11 protein-coding genes and 2 pseudogenes are annotated in these 18,075 nt (G+C 64.8%); 11 read left to right on the forward strand and 2 right to left on the reverse strand.

From position 1 onward, the window contains the following. Positions 1-151: 151 nt before the first annotated feature. The 10 genes and pseudogenes from ACCD03_RS04115 to ACCD03_RS04160 all read left to right on the forward strand — a co-directional run. Positions 152-982: pseudogene (locus tag ACCD03_RS04115) on the forward strand (ABC-F family ATP-binding cassette domain-containing protein); the annotation flags it as partial. A gap of 204 nt (positions 983-1,186) precedes the next feature. After that, positions 1,187-1,498 (forward strand): annotated as a pseudogene (locus ACCD03_RS04120) (ATP-binding cassette domain-containing protein); the annotation flags it as partial. Positions 1,499-1,756: 258 nt separating this feature from the next. Further along, a complete protein-coding gene (locus tag ACCD03_RS04125; RefSeq protein ID WP_413410982.1) occupies positions 1,757-2,062 on the forward strand; it encodes a hypothetical protein in 306 nt (101 codons plus the stop codon). Positions 2,063-2,234: 172 nt separating this feature from the next. Next, complete coding sequence (locus tag ACCD03_RS04130; RefSeq protein WP_045204467.1) at positions 2,235-4,220, forward strand: DNA topoisomerase IV subunit B; 1,986 nt, start codon at positions 2,235-2,237, stop codon at positions 4,218-4,220. Between the two features lie 16 nt (positions 4,221-4,236). Continuing rightward, the gene (locus ACCD03_RS04135) at positions 4,237-5,121 is read left to right on the forward strand and encodes a lytic transglycosylase domain-containing protein (protein WP_413410936.1); all 885 of its coding nucleotides are present in this window, start codon (positions 4,237-4,239) and stop codon (positions 5,119-5,121) included. A gap of 49 nt (positions 5,122-5,170) precedes the next feature. Further along, complete coding sequence (parC, locus tag ACCD03_RS04140; RefSeq protein ID WP_413410938.1) at positions 5,171-7,513, forward strand: DNA topoisomerase IV subunit A; 2,343 nt, start codon at positions 5,171-5,173, stop codon at positions 7,511-7,513. Between the two features lie 4 nt (positions 7,514-7,517). After that, complete coding sequence (locus ACCD03_RS04145) at positions 7,518-8,096, forward strand: chromate transporter (protein WP_316671763.1); 579 nt, start codon at positions 7,518-7,520, stop codon at positions 8,094-8,096. Next, a complete protein-coding gene (locus tag ACCD03_RS04150; protein WP_253536694.1) occupies positions 8,078-8,623 on the forward strand; it encodes a chromate transporter in 546 nt (181 codons plus the stop codon). Before ACCD03_RS04145 ends, ACCD03_RS04150 begins: the two co-directional genes overlap by 19 nt. A 259-nt stretch (positions 8,624-8,882) precedes the next feature. Then, positions 8,883-10,265: an amino acid permease gene (locus ACCD03_RS04155; protein WP_045204462.1), complete on the forward strand. Its 1,383-nt coding sequence runs from the start codon at positions 8,883-8,885 to the stop codon at positions 10,263-10,265. Positions 10,266-10,307: 42 nt separating this feature from the next. Beyond that, a complete protein-coding gene (locus tag ACCD03_RS04160; protein ID WP_413410939.1) occupies positions 10,308-11,627 on the forward strand; it encodes an MFS transporter in 1,320 nt (439 codons plus the stop codon). Positions 11,628-11,630: 3 nt separating this feature from the next. Here ACCD03_RS04160 and ACCD03_RS04165 read toward each other — a convergent pair whose 3' ends face one another. Together ACCD03_RS04165 and ACCD03_RS04170 are read right to left on the reverse strand one after the other, a co-directional pair. Beyond that, positions 11,631-13,463 (reverse strand): ABC transporter ATP-binding protein, encoded by a 1,833-nt coding sequence (locus ACCD03_RS04165; protein WP_413410941.1) that lies wholly within the window; start codon positions 13,461-13,463, stop codon positions 11,631-11,633. A 306-nt stretch (positions 13,464-13,769) separates the two neighbouring features. Next, positions 13,770-15,449 (reverse strand): L-lactate permease, encoded by a 1,680-nt coding sequence (locus tag ACCD03_RS04170; protein ID WP_024976212.1) that lies wholly within the window; start codon positions 15,447-15,449, stop codon positions 13,770-13,772. 260 nt (positions 15,450-15,709) lie between these two features. On the opposite strand from ACCD03_RS04170, the gene ACCD03_RS04175 reads away from it, so the two are divergent. Beyond that, positions 15,710-18,073 carry a patatin-like phospholipase family protein gene (locus ACCD03_RS04175; RefSeq protein ID WP_413410942.1) on the forward strand — a complete coding sequence of 788 codons (2,364 nt, stop codon included), beginning with the start codon at positions 15,710-15,712 and terminating at the stop codon, positions 18,071-18,073. Positions 18,074-18,075: the final 2 nt, after the last annotated feature.

The raw sequence follows: 18,075 nt of genomic DNA on the forward strand, positions 1-18,075 counted from the left end.
TATGAATGGCGCGGCCGGAAAAAGCGAGTCCGGCGGCACAAGCGTTATAGCACCGGCATCTGCAAGCGCAATGCCGCCGGTGGACGACGCGCGGGGCGACTACAATACGCGCCTTCCGGCCGCACGCGGCCTGCCTCCTTCTCACTCCAGCATGGCCCTGTTTTCCATTACCGATGCGCAACTGGCGTTCGGCCACGTGGCGCTGCTCGACCACACCGATTTCTCGCTGGAGGCCGGCGAGCGCATCGGCCTGATCGGCCGCAATGGCACTGGCAAGTCGTCGCTGCTCAAGATCGTGGCGGGTACGACCTCGCCGGATGACGGCCTGATTGCTCGCCAGAGCGGCGTGACCTCGGCCTATGTGCCGCAAGAGCCTGAATTCGACCCGGAGCAGACCGTGGCCGAAGCCGTGGCGATGGGAGTGCCGCATGCCGCCGGCCTGCTTGCCGAATACGAAGCGCTGATCACGTCGATGGGCGATTCCCTCGACGAAGACGCGCTGCACAAGCTGCAGGCGTTGCAATCCCAGTTGGAAGCGGCAGACGCCTGGCAACTGCATACGCGCGTGGAAACGACCATTGCCCAATTGGGCCTGCAGCCGGGCGCGCGCATCGGTTCGCTGTCTGGCGGCTTGACCAAGCGTGTGGCGCTTGCGCAGGCGCTGGTGAGCGCGCCCGACATCCTGCTGCTGGACGAGCCGACCAACCACCTCGACTACGACTCCATCCGCTGGCTCGAAGATTTGCTGCTGGCCTTCCGCGGCAGCGTGTTGTTCATTACGCACGATCGCGCGTTCCTCGACCGCGTCGCCACGCGCATCATCGAACTCGATCGCGGCAAGCTGCGTTCGTACCCCGGTAACTTTACGGCGTATCAGACGCGCAAGGCGCAGGAGCTGGAAGCCGAAGCCCTGGAGAACGCCCGCTTCGACAAGCTGCTCGCGCAGGAAGAAGTGTGGATCCGCAAGGGTGTGGAAGCGCGCCGCACACGCAGTGTCGGCCGCGTTGCGCGGCTGGAACAGATGCGTGTGGAACGCCAGGTGCGCCGCGAGGTGCAGGGCAACGTCAAGCTGGAGGTCTCGCAGGGCGATCGCTCGGGCAAGATCGTCGCCGAGCTGATCGACGTGACCAAGCGCTATGGCGACAAAACCGTCGTCGACAACTTCACCGCCACGATTCTGCGCGGCGACAAGGTCGGGATTCTCGGCGCCAACGGGGTCGGCAAGACCACGCTGCTGAAGTTGATTCTCGGCGAACTGCCTCCCGATTCGGGCACGGTGCGCAACGGCACCAACCTGCAGGTGGCCTATTTCGACCAGATGCGAGCCCAGTTGGACCTGAACCGGTCGCTCGCCGACACCATCAGCCCCGGCAGCGACTGGATCGAAGTCAACGGTCAGCGCAAGCACGTGATGAGCTATCTGGGCGATTTCCTCTTCCCGCCCGAGCGTGCCCGCTCGCCAGTGGCCTCGCTGTCTGGCGGCGAGCGCAACCGGCTGCTGCTGGCGCGCCTGTTTGCCCGTCCGGCCAACGTGCTGGTGCTCGACGAGCCGACCAATGATCTGGACATCGACACGCTTGAGCTGCTGGAAGAACTGCTGCAGGAATACAGCGGCACAGTATTCCTGGTCTCGCACGATCGCGCGTTTGTCGACAACGTCGTCACGTCGGTGATTGCGGCAGAGGGTGAGGGCCGTTGGCGCGAATACGTGGGCGGGTTCTCGGACTGGCAGACGCAATCGGCGCGCTCGGCCAAGATGGCGCAAGCCGCCAAGCCCGTCGCCGAAGAGAAGAAGCCCGAGGTGGCCAAGCCGCGCGAGCGCGCCGCGGTCAAGCTCAGCTACAAGGAGCAGCGCGAACTCGACGCGTTGCCCGCCACCATCGAGGCGCTGGAGGCCGAGCAAAAGCAGGTCGGCGGCGAACTGGAAGACGGCACGATCTACGGCCGCGACCCGGAGCGCGCGCAAAAGCTGGCCGAGCGCCACGAAGCCATCGAACTGGAGCTGCTGGAGGCGCTGGAGCGCTGGGAAGCCCTCGAAGCCAAGCGCGCCGGCACGGTGTGATGCCGCAGTAACTCCGCAATATGTCAGCGGGATGTCGCCCGAATGTGTTTTTCGGGTCGCATCCCAACGCTGACGATCCCTCCGCATTGTTGAGGACAGCTTCCTTTACAATGCGCGCTGCATTCCCGGTGCTTGGGGACAGACCCAAGCCTGGTCAGTTTTTCCGCCTTCCATGAGCAAAACCTCCCAATACAGCGAATCGTCGATCAAGGTCCTCAAGGGCCTGGAACCGGTCAAACAACGGCCGGGCATGTACACGCGCACCGACAATCCCCTGCACATCGTGCAGGAAGTCATCGACAACTCCGCTGACGAGGCGTTGGGCGGCTACGGCAAGCAGATCGCCGTGACGCTGCACAAGGACGGCAGCGTGAGCGTGGAGGACGACGCGCGCGGCATTCCCGTCGGCATCCACCCCGAAGAGGGCGTGCCGGTGGTCGAGATCGTCTACACGCGCCTGCATGCCGGCGGCAAGTTCGACAAGGGCCGCGGCGGCGCGTACGCGTTCTCCGGCGGCTTGCACGGCGTGGGGGTGTCGGTCACGAACGCGCTGTCGACGCGGCTGGAAGTGACGGTCTGGCGTGACGGCAATGTGTCGACCCTTGCGTTCTCCGGTGGCGACGTGATCGAGCCGCTGACCACCCGCAAGGCCGAACGCGGCGAGAAGAAGAGCGGCACACGCGTGCGCGCGTGGCCGGACGCCAAGTATTTCGATTCCGAGAACATCCCGCAGGCCGAGCTGCAGCGCTTGCTGCGCAGCAAGGCCGTGCTGCTGCCGGGCGTGAAGGTCAGCCTTACGCTGGAAAAAACCGGCGAGACACTCGAATGGCAATACGACCAGGGCCTGCGCGGTTATCTGGTCGAATCGCTCGCACAGGGCAGCGGCGCCGAGCCGGTGATCCCCCTGTTTGAAGGCGAACACTTTGCCGACCCCGACAAGCTCGGCGAAGAAGGTTTTGCCTTCGGCGAAGGCGCCTCATGGGTGGTGGCCTGGACGGAAGAGGGCTCGCCGGTACGTGAGTCATACGTCAACCTGATCCCGACACCCGCGGGCGGTACGCACGAATCCGGTTTGCGCGAAGGCCTGTTCCAGGCCGTGAAGAGCTTTGTCGAGATGCACGCGCTGCTGCCCAAGGGCGTCAAGTTGATGTCCGAAGACGTGTTTGCGCGCGCTTCGTTCGTGTTGTCGGCCAAGGTGCTCGACCCGCAATTCCAGGGCCAGATCAAGGAACGCCTGAACAGCCGCGATGCGGTGCGGCTCGTGTCCACCTTCAGCCGCCCGGCGCTGGAGCTGTGGCTGAACCAGCACGTTGAGCACGGCAAGAAACTGGCCGAACTCGTCATCAAGCAAGCGCAGGCGCGTACACGTGCCGCGCAGAAGGTCGAGAAGAAGAAGGGCTCCGGCGTGGCCGTGCTGCCCGGCAAGCTGACCGATTGCGAGTCTGACGACGTGACCCGCAACGAACTCTTCCTGGTGGAAGGTGACTCCGCTGGCGGCTCGGCCAAGATGGGCCGCGACAAGGAATTCCAGGCCATCCTGCCGCTGCGCGGCAAGGTGCTCAATACGTGGGAAACCGAACGCGACCGCCTGTTCGCCAACAACGAAGTGCACGACATTGCGGTCGCCATCGGCGTAGACCCGCACGGGCCGAACGATACGGTCGACCTGTCGGGCCTGCGCTACGGCAAGATCTGCATCCTGTCCGATGCTGACGTGGATGGCGCGCACATCCAGGTGCTGCTGCTCACGTTGTTCTTCAAGCACTTCCCGCAACTGATCGATCGCGGGAACGTATGCGTGGCCCGGCCGCCGCTGTATCGTGTCGATGCCCCCGCGCGCGGCAAGAAACCCGCGCAGAAGCTCTACGCGCTGGACGACGGCGAGCTGGAAGCCATTGAAGACAAGCTGCGCAAGGACGGCGTGAAGGAAGGCGCTTGGCAGATTTCCCGCTTCAAGGGCCTGGGCGAAATGAGCGCCGAGCAGCTCTGGGAAACCACCATGAACCCCGACACGCGCCGTCTGCTGCCCGTGGCGCTGGGCGAACTGGGCCAAGACCAGACCATCAACATGATGAACATGCTGATGGGCAAGGGCGAAGCCGGCGCGCGCCGCACGTGGCTGGAAGCGCGCGGCAACGAAGTCGAAGCCGACATTTGACCGCTAACCGACAACGATGAAGCTTTTCGCACGTTTCGCATTCGCATTGACGGCGCTGGCCCTGTTGGCCAGCCAGCCGGTGCGCGCGGACGTCTACGGCTACATCGATGAAAACGGTCTGGCGCACTTTGCTGCAGAGCGCCTGGACGATCGCTACGTGCTCTTCATGAAGGGCGCCGCGGTGGCTAGCAAGGGCGACGACAAGGACGACAGCGCCATCGCCCTGCCGGCGACCGAGCTGCCCGATGCAGATGCCTACCTCAATGCCAGCAAGCGCGACGCACTCGACAATGCCGGCGGCATGCGCCAGCGCTTGGTGCGCGCGGTGCTGCAGCATCCGAACGTGCCGACGGTGGAGCCGCTGATCCGCCAGGCCGCCAGCAAGCACGGTATCGACCCCGCGCTGGTGAAGGCCGTGATTGCCGCCGAATCCGGTTTCAACCCGCAGGCCGTGTCGCCTAAGGGTGCAATCGGGCTGATGCAGGTGATTCCGGACACCGGCGCGCGCTACGGCGTGACCGGCGACGCCCGCCGCACCGCTGCACAGAAGCTGGCCGACCCGAAGACCAACATCACCACCGGCGTGCGTTACCTGAGCGATCTGCTGCGCATGTTCTCGGGCAACCTGGAGCTTGTGCTGGCCGCCTACAACGCGGGCGAAGGCGCGGTGCAGAAGCACGGCAACGACATTCCGCCCTACGCCGAGACACAGAACTACGTGAAGACGGTGCTGCAGTTCTATCGTTACTACAACCCGGTCGCCGCCGTGCCCGGGTTGATGAATGTGAGCGCCAACGGCGTCATCGCCACGCGCAAGCCAGGCCGCACCGGCCGGCCCGCACGCATCGAACTCGTATTGGACCCGGCCACCGGCGTGGCCACGAACATCCCCCAACATTGATCCCGGCGGCGCCGCAACGTTGAAGCGCGCCGCTTTCGCTTGAGCCTCCATGGAACAACAAGACATCCTCTTCGACCCCAGCGAGCCGGCCGAAGCGCTCACGCTTGGCGCCTATGCCGAGCGCGCCTATCTCGACTACGCCATCAGCGTGGTCAAGGGCCGCGCGCTGCCCGAGGTGGCCGATGGCCAGAAGCCGGTGCAGCGCCGCATCCTGTTCGCGATGCACGAGATGGGCCTGCGCTCCGATGCCAAGCCGGTCAAATCGGCGCGCGTGGTGGGCGACGTGCTCGGTAAATACCACCCGCACGGCGATCAATCTGCCTACGACGCGCTGGTGCGCCTGGCGCAGGATTTCTCGCTGCGTTACCCGCTGATCGACGGGCAGGGCAACTTCGGCTCGCGGGATGGCGACGGTGCGGCGGCGATGCGCTACACCGAAGCGCGCCTCACGCCCATCTCGCGTCTGCTACTCGAAGAGCTGGACCAGGGCACGGTCGACTTCATCCCCAACTACGACGGTTCGATGGACGAGCCGAAGCTGCTGCCGGCGCGCCTGCCGTTCGTGCTGCTTAACGGCGCATCGGGCATTGCGGTGGGGATGGCCACGGAGATCCCGTCGCACAACCTGCGCGAAGTGGCGAACGCCACCGTGGCGCTCATTCGCGACGACAAGCTCACCAGCTCCGATCTGATGCAGTACATGCCGGGGCCGGACTTTCCGGGCGGCGGTCAGATCATCTCGTCTGCAGCCGACATTGCGCAGGTGTATGAGAGCGGTCGCGGCAGCCTGAAGGTGCGCGCGCGCTGGAAGATCGAAGAACTCGCGCGCGGCCAGTGGCAACTCGTGGTGAACGAATTGCCGCCCAACACCTCGTCGCAGAAGGTGTTGGAAGAGATTGAAGAGCTGACGAACCCGAAGGTGCGCACGGGCAAGAAGTCGCTGTCGCCGGATCAGCTCACCATGAAGCAGACCATGCTGGGGTTGCTCGACGCCGTGCGCGACGAGTCCGGCAAGGACGCGCCGGTGCGCCTCGTGTTCGAGCCCAAGAGCAAGAATATCGACCAGCAGGAATTTGCCAACACGCTGCTGGCACATACGTCGCTGGAGTCGGGCGCGCCCATCAACCTGGTGATGATCGGCACGGATGGCCGGCCGCGCCAGAAGGGCTTGGCCGAGATCCTGCGCGAGTGGATCACCTACCGCTTTGCCACGGTCACGCGCCGCACGCGCCATCGTCTGGGCAAGGTGGAAGACCGCATCCACATCCTCGAGGGCCGGCAGTTGGTGCTGCTGCGCATTGAGGATGTGATCCGCATCATCCGCGAGAGCGAAGACCCCAAGGCCGCCCTGATCCAGGTTTTCAACCTGAGCGACCGTCAGGCCGAAGACATCTTGGAAATCCGCCTGCGCCAGCTCGCACGCCTGGAAGCCATCAAGATCGAGCAGGAACTGAAGAACCTGCGCGAAGAACAGGGCGAGCTGGACGTGCTGCTGAAGTCCGAGACCATGATGCGCCGTCGCATCATCAAGGAGATCGAGACTGACGCGAAGCAATACGGCGACGACCGCCGCACCTTCATCCAGGAAGAGCGCCGTGCCGCCGCCGAAGTGAAGGTCGTCGATGAACCCGTCACGGTGATCGTCTCGCAGAAGGGCTGGGTGCGTACGCGCCAGGGCCACGGCCACGACGCCACGCAATTCGGCTTCAAGGCAGGCGACACGCTGTATGACACGTTTGAATGCCGTACCACTGATGCGCTGCTGATCTTCGGCACGCGCGACGACAAGGGCACGGGCCGCGTCTATTCCGTGGCCGTGGCCAACCTGCCGGGCGGCCGTGGCGACGGCGTGCCGCTGACGACGCTGATCGAACTCGCGCCGGGCACGCATATCGCCCACACGTTCGCGGGCCACGCCGAACAGAATCTGGTGATCTCCACGCGCGGCGGCAACGGCTTCCTGGCCAAGGTCGGCGACATGGTCGGCCGCCAGAAGGCCGGCAAGGCGTTCCTGACTCTGGACGAGGGCGACCAGCCCAACAAACCGGCGCCGGTGCCTGCCGACGCTTATGGCGTGGCGTGCCTGTCGGAAGGCGGCCGCATGCTGCTGTTCCAGATCAGTGAGTTGAAGACGCTCGCCAGCGGTGGCCGTGGCGTGATCCTGATGGAGCTGGAGAAGAACGAAACGCTGCTTCAGGCGGTGGCCTTCGGTGCAGCGGGCTTCGTGCTCTCGGGCACCGGCCCACGCGGTGGCAAGGCCGTTGAGCAGACCATGACGACTCGCGCGCAAGAGCCGTATGCAGGCAAGCGCGCACGCAAGGGCAAGACTTTGGAGCCCAAGCTGCGCGACGCGAAGCTCTCCCTGCCGAAACCGGCACCGGCAGCCGCCTGATCCGATGAGCGATCCGCACGCAACGCCTGATGCGGCTTCGGCGACAGACGCAAACGTTCCCTCGTGCCGCAAGCTTTTCACAGAGTTTGCGCGCATGGGGCTGTCGGGCTTTGGTGGTGTGCTGCCGTTCGCGCGTGCCGGCATTGTGGATCGCAACCGCTGGCTATCCAACACCGAGTTCGCCGAGCTGCTGAGTCTGGGGCAGGTGTTGCCCGGTCCGAATGTCGTCAACCTGTCGGTGATGCTCGGCTATCGGTACCACGGCGTGCGTGGCGCCGCAGCCGCAATGGGCGGTCTTGTGCTCACGCCTGCCGTGCTGCTGCTGTTGATCGTCATGCTGTACGACCAATTCAGCGCGCTGCCTTTGGTGCAGAACCTGCTCAAGGGCATGGCAGCGGTAGCGGCGGGGCTGGTGCTCTCAACCGCCGTCAAGCTGGCGCAGGGCCAGTCCCGCACCTGGCGTGCCGTCGGCATCGGTCTGGCGGTCGTCCTCACCATCGGCGTGTTGCAGTGGCCGCTGCTTCCCGTGATGCTGGTGCTGATACCGCTTGCCCTCCTGCTCGAATGGAGGGCGATGCGATGAGCTACCTCGCCACCGTCTTCGACCTGTTTTGGCACTTTCTCGTGCTGTCGTTTCTCGCCATCGGCGGGGCAAGCTCGACGCTGCCCGACATGCATCGTTTCCTGGTCGATACGCGCCACTACATGACGAGCGAGCAGCTGAGCGCCATGTATGCCATCTCGCAGGCGGCCCCAGGCCCCAACGTGCTGTTTGTGGAACTGTTCGGGTGGCAGGCGGCAGGTCTGGGCGGTGCAATCGCATCGCTGGTTGGCATCTGCGGGCCATCCTGCGTGATCGCCGCCGTCATCGCGCGCGTCATGGACCGCAAGCCCGACGCGCGCTGGATCGCGCTGGTCCGCCGTGGCCTTGCACCGCTGACGATCGGTCTGTTGTTCTCCACCGGCTGGGTGCTTGCCCGCGGGGCAGACAGCAGCTTTAGCACCATCGCGCTGACCGTCGCAACGGTCGTGGCCTGTACCTTCACCCGCATACACCCGCTGGTGCTGGTGGGGGTAGGGGCTTTGGTTGGCGGCATGGGCTGGGTGTAGCGCCCTCAGTCGCACCGGCTGCGCGGCGTTCACCGCAAGCGAATCCAAGGCGGACAAAAGTCCGCCTTTTTCTTTGCGCGCTGGCTGGAGGTGCTGGGGCGTAGCCCTTCGGGAATACCCCAATGCCATCTATAATGTATATACAACAACATACGCATCTAAGCGATGTTGTCTGTATATGAATTCACGTCCGATCGACCCACGCGTCAAGCCCGGACCGGCCCCGCAGGCAACCTCGCCGACATAAAGAGGAGACAGTTTGGAACACCTTCAACGCAACCTGCGCGCACGGCATATCCGTTTTCTGGCGCTCGGTTCGGCCATCGGCACGGGCCTTTTCTACGGCTCCGCTTCGGCCATCCAGCTGGCCGGGCCGGCCGTGATCCTCGCGTACATCATCGGCGGCGCGGCCGTCTACATGGTCATGCGCGCGCTCGGCGAGATGGCGGTGCGCCAGCCGGTCTCCGGTTCGTTCGGGCGTTATGCGCGCGACAACCTCGGTCCGCTCGCCGGCTTTCTGACCGGATGGACGTACATCCTCGAAATGGTGATCGTCTGCCTGGCTGACGTCACGGCCTTCGGCATCTACATGGGCTTCTGGTTTCCCGAGGTGCCGCAATGGGTCTGGGTGCTGGGCATCGTCATGCTCATCTGCGGCCTGAACCTGTGCAACGTCAAGGTGTTCGGCGAGATGGAATTCTGGCTCGCGCTCATCAAGATCGTGGCGATCGGCGCGATGATCATCGGCGGCACCGTCATCCTGTTCCTCGGCGTGAAGATGAACGGCGAGCATGCGTCCGGCCTGAGCAACCTGTGGTCGCACGGCGGTTTCCTGCCGCATGGCGTGGGTGGCCTCATCGCCTCGTTTGCCGTGGTGATGTTTGCGTACGGCGGCGTCGAGATCATCGGCATCACCGGCGGCGAGGCGCAGAACCCCGACAAGGTCATCCCGAAGGCCATCAACGCTGTGCCGGCGCGCATCCTGCTGTTCTACGTGTTGACCATGTGTGTGCTGATGGCGATCTTCCCGTGGACGGGTATCGACGGCCAGGGCAGCCCGTTCGTGCAGATCTTCTCGGGGCTGGGCATCCAGTCTGCCGCGGCGATCCTGAACCTCATCGTCATCTCGGCGGCCATTTCGGCCATCAACAGCAACATCTTCGGCGCGGGCCGGATGATGTACGGCATGGCCGAGCAGGGCCAGGCGCCACGCATCTTTGCGGCCACTTCCCGCCACGGCGTGCCCTGGGTGACGGTGCTGTTCATGGCCGGTGCGCTGCTGGGCGGCGTGGTGCTGAACTACCTGATCCCCGAAAACGTCTTCGTGATCATCGCGTCGATCGCCACGTTCGCGACCGTCTGGGTCTGGCTGATGATCCTGCTCTCGCAGGTGGCCATGCGCCGGCGTCTGTCGGCCGAAGAAGTGCGCGCGCTCAAGTTCAAGGTACCGCTGTGGCCCGTCGGGCCGGCACTCGCCATCGCGTTCATGCTGTTCGTGATCGGCGTGCTGGGCACCATGGAAGATACCCGCGTGGCGCTGTACGTTGGCGCAGGCTGGGTACTGCTCATGTCGGCAGCGTGGTATCTGCGCGTGAAGCCCAACGCAGCAGCCGTGTTGGCTGAAGAGGCAAGCGGGGCGTGAGCCCGGCCGGAAAAAAAGAAAGACGATTTCTGGAGACAACCGATGTCGAACCACACCTCTGCGCCGTCGTACGCCGGCCGCGCCGACGCGCAGGCGACGGTCCACGCGCAACCGCTGTCCCGCACGCGCGCCATTGCCGCCATCACGATCGGTAACGGCCTCGAGTTCTATGACTTCGTGGTCTACAGCTTCTTTGCCACGCTGATCGGCCGGCTGTACTTTCCGGTCGGCAACGCGACCGGCCAGTTGCTGATGTCGTTCGCCACGTTTGGCGTCGGCTTCCTGATGCGGCCGCTCGGCGGTCTGCTGATCGGCATGTACGCCGACCGCGCAGGCCGCAAGCCCGCCGTGGCGCTCACGCTGTGGCTGATGGGCTTGTCGTCGCTGATCTTCGTTGTCACGCCGACCTACGCCCAGATCGGCATCCTCGCACCGGTGCTCGTCGTGCTTGCGCGGCTCGTGCAGGGCTTTGCCATTGGCGGCGAGATGGGTGCTTCGACTGCGCTGCTGCTGGAATACGCCGATGATCGCTCGCGCGGTTTCTACACGAGCTGGCAGCCGTTCAGCCAGGGGCTGGCGGCGCTGTTCGGCGCGCTGGTCGGCTTGCTGCTGAGCAATGTGCTGGCGCCCGCCGCGTTGGAGTCGTGGGGTTGGCGGCTTGCGTTCGTGATCGGCATTCTCGTGATCCCGGTCGGCCTGATCATCCGCCGGCACCTTGAAGAAACCGCCGCGCCGCAAAGCACGCGCGAAGCCGACGCCACGCTGCCGCTGCTGCGCGAACACCGCCGCACGCTGGTGGCGAGCATTCTGCTGATGATCGGCGTGGCCTCGTCCACGTACATCATCGTCTACTACCTCAGCAATTACGCCGTGAGCGTGTTGCACATGCCGCTGTCGCTGGGCATCTGGGCGGCGTGCATTGCGGCGCTGGTGCAGGTGGTGCTGTCACCGTTCGCGGGACGGCTGGCCGATCGCGTCGGGCGCCGCAAGGTGGTGTTGTGGTCGCGCGTTGCGCTGCTCGCGATGATCTATCCGGCCTTCGCGCTCATCAACGCCGAGCCTTCGCTCACCCGGTTGCTGATCGTGGTCGGCTGCCTGTCGGTGCCGATGTCGATGACCTCGCCGGCCTCGATGGTGCTCGTCAGCGAGGTGTTGCCGCAGCGGCTGCGCGCCACGGGCCTGTCGATTGCCTACTGCGTTGCCATTGCCATCTTCGGTGGCTTTGCGCAGTTCTTCTCGACTGAGCTGATCCAGCTCACGGGCAACGCAAACGCGCCGGCCTTCTACGTGATCGGCTGCGGCCTCGTCTCGCTGATCGGTCTGGCGATGGTGCCCGAGACGCTCGGACGGCGCCTCTCGTAACGCTCAGTCCACCCCAACGAACCCGCCGGTCTGATGCGCCCACAGCCGCGCATACAGGCCGCCGTGTTCCAGCAACTCGGCGTGCGTGCCGCTCTCGACAATGCGGCCGCCGTCGAGCACCACCAGCCGGTCCATGCGTGCGATGGTCGAAAGCCGGTGCGCAATGGCAATCACGGTCTTGCCCTGCATCAGCGTTTCCAGGCTTTCCTGGATGGCCGCTTCCACTTCCGAATCCAGCGCTGACGTGGCTTCGTCCAGGATCAGGATCGGCGCGTCCTTGAGCAGCACACGCGCAATCGCAATGCGCTGGCGTTGACCGCCCGAGAGCTTCACCCCACGTTCACCCACCAGCGCGTCAAAGCCGCGTCGCCCTTGCACATCGGATAGCTGCGGGATGAACTCGTCGGCGCGCGCACGGCGTACGGCTTGCATCAACTCCGCCTCGGTGGTGCCGGGTTTGCCGTAGAGCAGGTTGTCGCGAATGGAGCGGTGCAGCAGCGACGTATCCTGCGTGACCATGCCGATCTGCTCGCGCAGGCTCTCTTGTGTCACGGCCGCAATGTCCTGGCCGTCGACCAGAATCCGGCCGCGCTCCACGTCGTAAAGCCGGAGCAGCAGGTTCACGAGCGTCGACTTGCCTGCGCCCGACGGGCCGACCAGGCCGATGCGTTCACCGGGGCGCACCACGAGGTCCAGCCCTTCGATCACGCCGCTGCCCTTGCCGTAGTGAAAGCCCACGTGTTCGAAGCGCACTTCGCCCTGCGTGACGTGCAGCGGCTTGGCGCCGGGCTGGTCGATCACGGCGCGCGGCAGCGCGATGGTCTGCATGCCGTCCTGCACCTGCCCGACGTTTTCAAAGATGCCGTTGACCACCCACATGATCCAGCCCGACATGTTGTTGATGCGGATCACCAGCCCCGTGGTCAGCGCAATGGTGCCAGCGCTCACGCGGCCCTGGCTCCACAGCCACAGCGCGAGGGCCGACGTGCCGACGATCAGCAGGCCGTTCATGGCCGTAATGGCGAAATCCATGCCGCTGATCATGCGGCCGGACAGGCGGGTCTTGTCGGTCTGCTCCGCCATGGCGTCGCGCGCATAGCTTTCTTCGTGCTGCGTGTGGGCGAACAGCTTGAGCGTCGTGATGTTGGTGTAGCCATCCACGATGCGGCCCATCAGCTTGGAGCGCGATTCCGTGGCGATAACTGAACGCGCCTTTACGCGCGGCACGAAGTAGCTCAGGGCCGCGATGTAGCAGCCAATCCACACCAGCAGCGGCACCACGAGCCACCAGTCGGCCCTGGCAAACAGCACCATCGCGCTGATCGCGTAGATCACGACATGCCAGAGCGCATCCACGGCCTGCACGGCGGAATCGCGCAGCGAGAAACCGGTCTGCATGATGCGCTGGGCAATGCGGCCCGCAAAGTCGTTCTGGAAAAACGTCAGGCTCTGCTTGAGGACGTAGCGATGGTTCTGCCAGCGGATCAGGTTCGACAGGTTCGGGTTGATGACCTGGTGCACAAGCACGTCGTGCAGGCCGAAGATGACGGGCCGCGCGATCAGCGCAACAAAGGCCATCCACAGCAATTCGTTGCGGTGGCGGCCGAAGAACTCGGGCCCTGGTGTCGCCTGGATCATGTCGACGATGCGGCCGAGGAAGTCGAATAGCGCGACCTCGATCAGCGCGCCCAGCAACCCCACGAGCAGCAGGAATGCGAAGACGCCGCGCACTTCGCGCAGGAAGTACGCGTAGAAGCGCCAGACATTGGCCGGAGGCTGCGTGTCGGGCAGGGGGCGGAACGGATCGATGAGCTTTTCTAGGCGGCGCAGCAGCATGTCGGGTCGGGGAGAGGAGACCGACGCCCCAGGGCGGGACGTGCGCGGAAGAGCCGCCCATGATACGCGCGTGAAAGCAGCCTTGCTGGCGGCCCGGCTTACGGAGATCAGAGCTCGACGCGTGAGGCTTTTTGCTCGGCGATTGGAGCTCAGAGCTCGGTGCGTGGGGCTTTTTGCTCGACGGTTGGAGTTCAGAGCGTCAGCTGTGATCCGTGGGAGGCGCCGGGCGGGCCGTGAGACGCATCGCGCCATAAAAAAAGCCGCTCGGTTGAGGAGCGGCTTTCTTATTTATCCGGGAGAGGGCGGTCAGTGCACCACAATCCGCGTGAACGGCTCCACGTAGGCCTGCAGGGTGATCATCAGGCCCACCAGGAAGGCGAGCGCCAGCGAGTGGAAGAACACGTAGCGCAGGATGTCGCCCTCGTGGCCGTACCACTTGGTGGCGGTGGAGGCCACGACGATGGATTGCGCATCGATCATCTTGCCCATCACGCCGCCCGAGCTGTTGGCTGCCGACATGAGGATTGGCGACAAGCCGAGTTGCGTGGCCGTGGTCTTCTGCAGGCCGCCAAACAGCACGTTCGAGGCCGTATCCGACCCCGTGAGCGCCACGCCCAGCCAGCCCAGCATCGTGCCGAACAGCGGGTACAGCACGCCGGTGTGGGCGAAGGCCAGGCCCAGCGTTGCGTCCAGGCCCGAATAGCGGGTGAGATAACCGATGCCGAACATCGCGCAGATGGTCAGCAGCGAATAACGCGTGAGCTTGATGGTGTTCCAGTATTCCTTGACCATGCGCGGCACCGAGTAACCCATCAGCAGGCCGCCCACGATGGCCGATACCAGGATGCCCGTACCCGCCATCGACAGCACATTGAAGAGGAACACCGCGCCTTCGGCGGTCTCCTTCGCGACCACCGGCGGGCCCTTGAGCACCATCTTGTCCAGACCGGGGATCGGGAACTTGAATTGCCACAGACCGTCGGCGAACGCCTTGAACTGCGGAATGCCCCAGATGAACACGAACACGGTCAGGATCACCCACGGCAGCCAAGCCTGCACGCGCGTGATCTTGGTATTGGCATCAGCGCTGGTAGCGGCACGCGCTTCGGCAGCGGCTTCGGGGTCGACGCGGGAGTTGTCCTCGCGGTTGCGCAGGGCGGTCGAGGTCCAGATCGTCTTGGGCTTCCACACCTTCAGGAACAGCGTGAGCGAGCCCATCGACACCAGTGCGGCGATCACGTCCACCAGCCACGGGCCGTGGAAGTTCGACACCAGGAACTGCGGAATGGCGAACGACACGCCCGCCACCAGGATCGCCGGCCAGATCTGCAGCATGCCGCGGAAGCCCGCGAACGCCCAGATCAGCCAGAACGGCACCAGCACCGAGAAGAACGGCAACTGGCGGCCAACCATGGCCGACAGCTTCAGCAAGTCCAGCCCCGTGACCGAGGCCAGCCCGATGAGCGGCGCGCCCAGTGCGCCGTAGGCCACCGGGGCGGTGTTGGCGATCAGGGCCAAGCCGGACGCGGCCAGCGGCGAGAAGCCCAGGCCGATCAGGATGGCGCCCGTGACAGCCACCGGCGTGCCGAAGCCCGCTGCGCCTTCAAAGAAAGCGCCAAAGCTGAACGCCACCAGCAGCAGTTGCAGGCGGCGGTCTTCGGTAATGCCGGAAATCGAGCTCTGTAAGACCTTGAACGACCCGTTCAAGGTGGTGAGCCGGTGCAGGAAGATGATGTTCAGGACGATCCAGCCAATCGGGAACAGGCCTGAAATGATGCCGAGGCCTGCCGCCTTGCCGGCCATTGCGGTCGGCATGCCGAACACGAACGAGGCGATCCCCACCCCGACAATCAGCGCCAACCCGGCCGCCAGATGGGCCTGCATATGGAAGAACGCCAGCGAGCACAGCAGTACCGCAACCGGTATCCCGGCCGCTAGGGTTGACCACACGGCGCTGCCGAGCGGGTCATAGACTTGATTCCACATCTTGATCTCCTCCTGTTTGGGCGTTTCGGTTCTTCTCGATACCGAACGTCTTCTGCTGCCCCTTTTTCGCAGGGGCAAACGCGGATTGTAGGAACAAGCGTGTCCGGGTCACCGCAATATTCTGTCACTTTCGCCCTGAAAAGTATTCATCGGCTGCGGGGCGAGGGTTGACGCGGCGCATGCAATCGCACCGGGTAAATCCGGGTTGTGGAATCATTGCGCCTGCAGCGCAGACCACCACCCCATTTCGCCCCCTATCCATGGCTTCTCTGACGGCCTTTCCGATTCGCCGACGCGGCTCCCGATGGGCTGCCGCCGTGCTCGCTGCATTTGTGACGCTGGCAACGCTGTCGCCCGCCGTGCATGGCCAGACTGCGGCAGCGCCCGCGCAGGCGAACACCGAATCGACGCGGCCGCGTATCGGCCTGGTGCTCTCGGGCGGCGGGGCGCGCGGCTATGCGCATATTGGCGTGCTCAAGATGCTGGAGCGCATGCGTATTCCCGTGGATGTCATTGCCGCCACCAGCATGGGCGCCGTGGTGGGCGGGCTGTACGCCAGCGGCATGCGTGCGGATGCACTGGAGCAGAAGCTCTCGCAGGTCGACCTGAGCGACATCGCCTTCGACCGCAACGACCGCGCCAAGCTGCCGCAATCGCTGCGTGAGGATGATTTCCAGTATCCGATCGGCCTGTCCGCCGGCTATGGCGACGGCAAGCTCAGGCTGCCCACCGGCCTGGTGCAGGGCAACCGCCTGCTCGCGCTGCTCAAGAACTGGACGGCGCAGTGGCCCGACAACATCGAGTTCTCGCGCCTGCCGATTCCGTTCAAGGCCATGGCGACGGATCTGGCCACGGGCGACGGGGTGATTCTCGACCACGGCTCGCTGCCGCTGGCAATGCGGGCCAGCATGGCGGTGCCGGGGCTGTTTGCGCCCATTGAAGTGGGCGGACGCACGCTGGTGGATGGCGGCCTGGTGAGCAACTTGCCCGTGCAGCTCGCGCGCGATATGGGGGCCGACATCGTCATCGCCGTCAACATCGGGTCGGACTTGCAGCGGCCGGAAGACCTGGCCTCGCCGGCGGCGGTGACGCAGCAGATGATCACCATCCTCGTCGGCCAGAACGTGCGCGCGCAAAAGGCGTTGCTGCGCGACAAGGATGTGCTGATCGAGCCGCAGCTCTCGGAGCTTTCATTTACCGACTTCGCCAAGGGCCCGCAGGGCGTGCGGCAGGGCGAGCGCGCCGCGCAGGGCGTTGAGGCCAAGCTCGCGGTGCTCTCGCTGTCGCCGCAGGCATATGCCGCGTACCGCGCTACCCGTGAGCCGCAGGGCACGCTGGTGGCGGGCGCACGTATTGACGCCATTGACGTGACCACCAGCGGCCGCGTGCCGCCCGCGCGCGTGCGCCAGTTGATCAAGGTGCGCGAAGGCGACGCGTATGACGCCGAAGCGCTCAACCGCGAGCTGTCGGCGCTGGCCACCACAGGCGACTTCGAAACCGTCACGCAGCAACTGGTGGAAGAGAACGGCGTGCATACGCTGAAGATCGATGCGCATGAAAAGTCGTGGGGCAACCAGTTCTTCCTGTTCGGGCTGGGCATGTCGACCAACTTCGACGGGCGCGGCGCGTTCAACGTCAACCTTGGTCATCGGTATCCATGGCTCACGCAGAGCGGGCTGGAGTGGCGCAATGACATCGTGCTTGGCAGCAACCGGGCGGGCATCCACACCGAACTGCGGCAGCCGCTGTGGCAATCGCAGGGGTTCTACCTCGCGCCGTATGCAGAGTATTCGCGCCGCAGATCGGATCTCTACTTTGACGATCTGCCGCCAACCCGGGACGCCAAGCCGTTCAACAACCTGACAATCGAGACAGCGCGCGCCGGCGTTGACCTGGGCATCCCGTTGGGCCGCAAGGGTGAACTGCGCCTAGGCGTGAACTACGTCAGGAAGGCGGCGACGTTCAATTACCTGGAGCTGATCGCGGACGAGTCCGGAAATATCGTGGATGCGACGACCGTTGACACCTTGCGCGCCCAGCAGCCGGCCTTCCGCGCCCAGCTCACGCTTGACCAACTCGACGATCCGCTGTTCCCGCGTAGCGGCTATTACTTCTACAGCAGCGTGGAAGCGGGTTTCGGCTCGCTCGACAAGAAGTTCAACACCGCGCAGGCCAAGGGCCTGTGGGCGACCAGCTACGGCCGCCACACGTTCAATGTGGCGTTGGAAGGGGCGGGTCTGTTTGGCGTCAACAGCCCGACGCGCGAAAACAATGGCAACACGGGCAACGGCGCCAACGAGGGCTTCTTCCTGGGCGGTTTCCAGCACCTTTCCGCCTACGCGCAGGATCAGTTCAACGGCCAGTACCTTCTGTACGGCCGCCTGACGTATCTGTACGACCTGCGCGTGGACGACCTGCTCGGCCTGCGCGCTCCGGTGTTCGGCGCCAGCGCCGAGGCCGGCAACGTCTGGCAGTTGCGCAACAACTTCGGGCGGGGCCCTTACCTGAAGAGCGGCAGCGTATTCGTTGGCGGCAACAGCCCCATCGGGCCGCTGTACTTCGGTTTTGCGGTGGCGCCGCAGGGCGTGTGGAACGTGTACCTGCAGCTGGGTCGCGTCTTCTGAAA

Source organism: Ralstonia sp. Ralssp135, assembly GCF_047304345.1.
Taxonomy (GTDB): Bacteria; Pseudomonadota; Gammaproteobacteria; order Burkholderiales; family Burkholderiaceae; genus Ralstonia; species Ralstonia chuxiongensis.

Excerpts from the sequence above, each read along its gene's own strand:
- ACCD03_RS04125 (WP_413410982.1), top strand. The coding sequence starts at position 1,757 with ATGGCGCAAGCCGCCAAGCCCGTCGCCGAAGAGAAGAAGCCCGAGGTG.
- ACCD03_RS04130 (WP_045204467.1), top strand. The coding sequence starts at position 2,235 with ATGAGCAAAACCTCCCAATACAGCGAATCGTCGATCAAGGTCCTCAAG.
- ACCD03_RS04135 (WP_413410936.1), top strand. The coding sequence starts at position 4,237 with ATGAAGCTTTTCGCACGTTTCGCATTCGCATTGACGGCGCTGGCCCTG.
- parC (WP_413410938.1), top strand. The coding sequence starts at position 5,171 with ATGGAACAACAAGACATCCTCTTCGACCCCAGCGAGCCGGCCGAAGCG.
- ACCD03_RS04145 (WP_316671763.1), top strand. The coding sequence starts at position 7,518 with ATGAGCGATCCGCACGCAACGCCTGATGCGGCTTCGGCGACAGACGCA.
- ACCD03_RS04150 (WP_253536694.1), top strand. The coding sequence starts at position 8,078 with ATGGAGGGCGATGCGATGAGCTACCTCGCCACCGTCTTCGACCTGTTT.
- ACCD03_RS04160 (WP_413410939.1), top strand. The coding sequence starts at position 10,308 with ATGTCGAACCACACCTCTGCGCCGTCGTACGCCGGCCGCGCCGACGCG.
- ACCD03_RS04165 (WP_413410941.1), bottom strand. The coding sequence starts at position 13,463 with ATGCTGCTGCGCCGCCTAGAAAAGCTCATCGATCCGTTCCGCCCCCTG.
- ACCD03_RS04170 (WP_024976212.1), bottom strand. The coding sequence starts at position 15,449 with ATGTGGAATCAAGTCTATGACCCGCTCGGCAGCGCCGTGTGGTCAACC.
- ACCD03_RS04175 (WP_413410942.1), top strand. The coding sequence starts at position 15,710 with ATGGCTTCTCTGACGGCCTTTCCGATTCGCCGACGCGGCTCCCGATGG.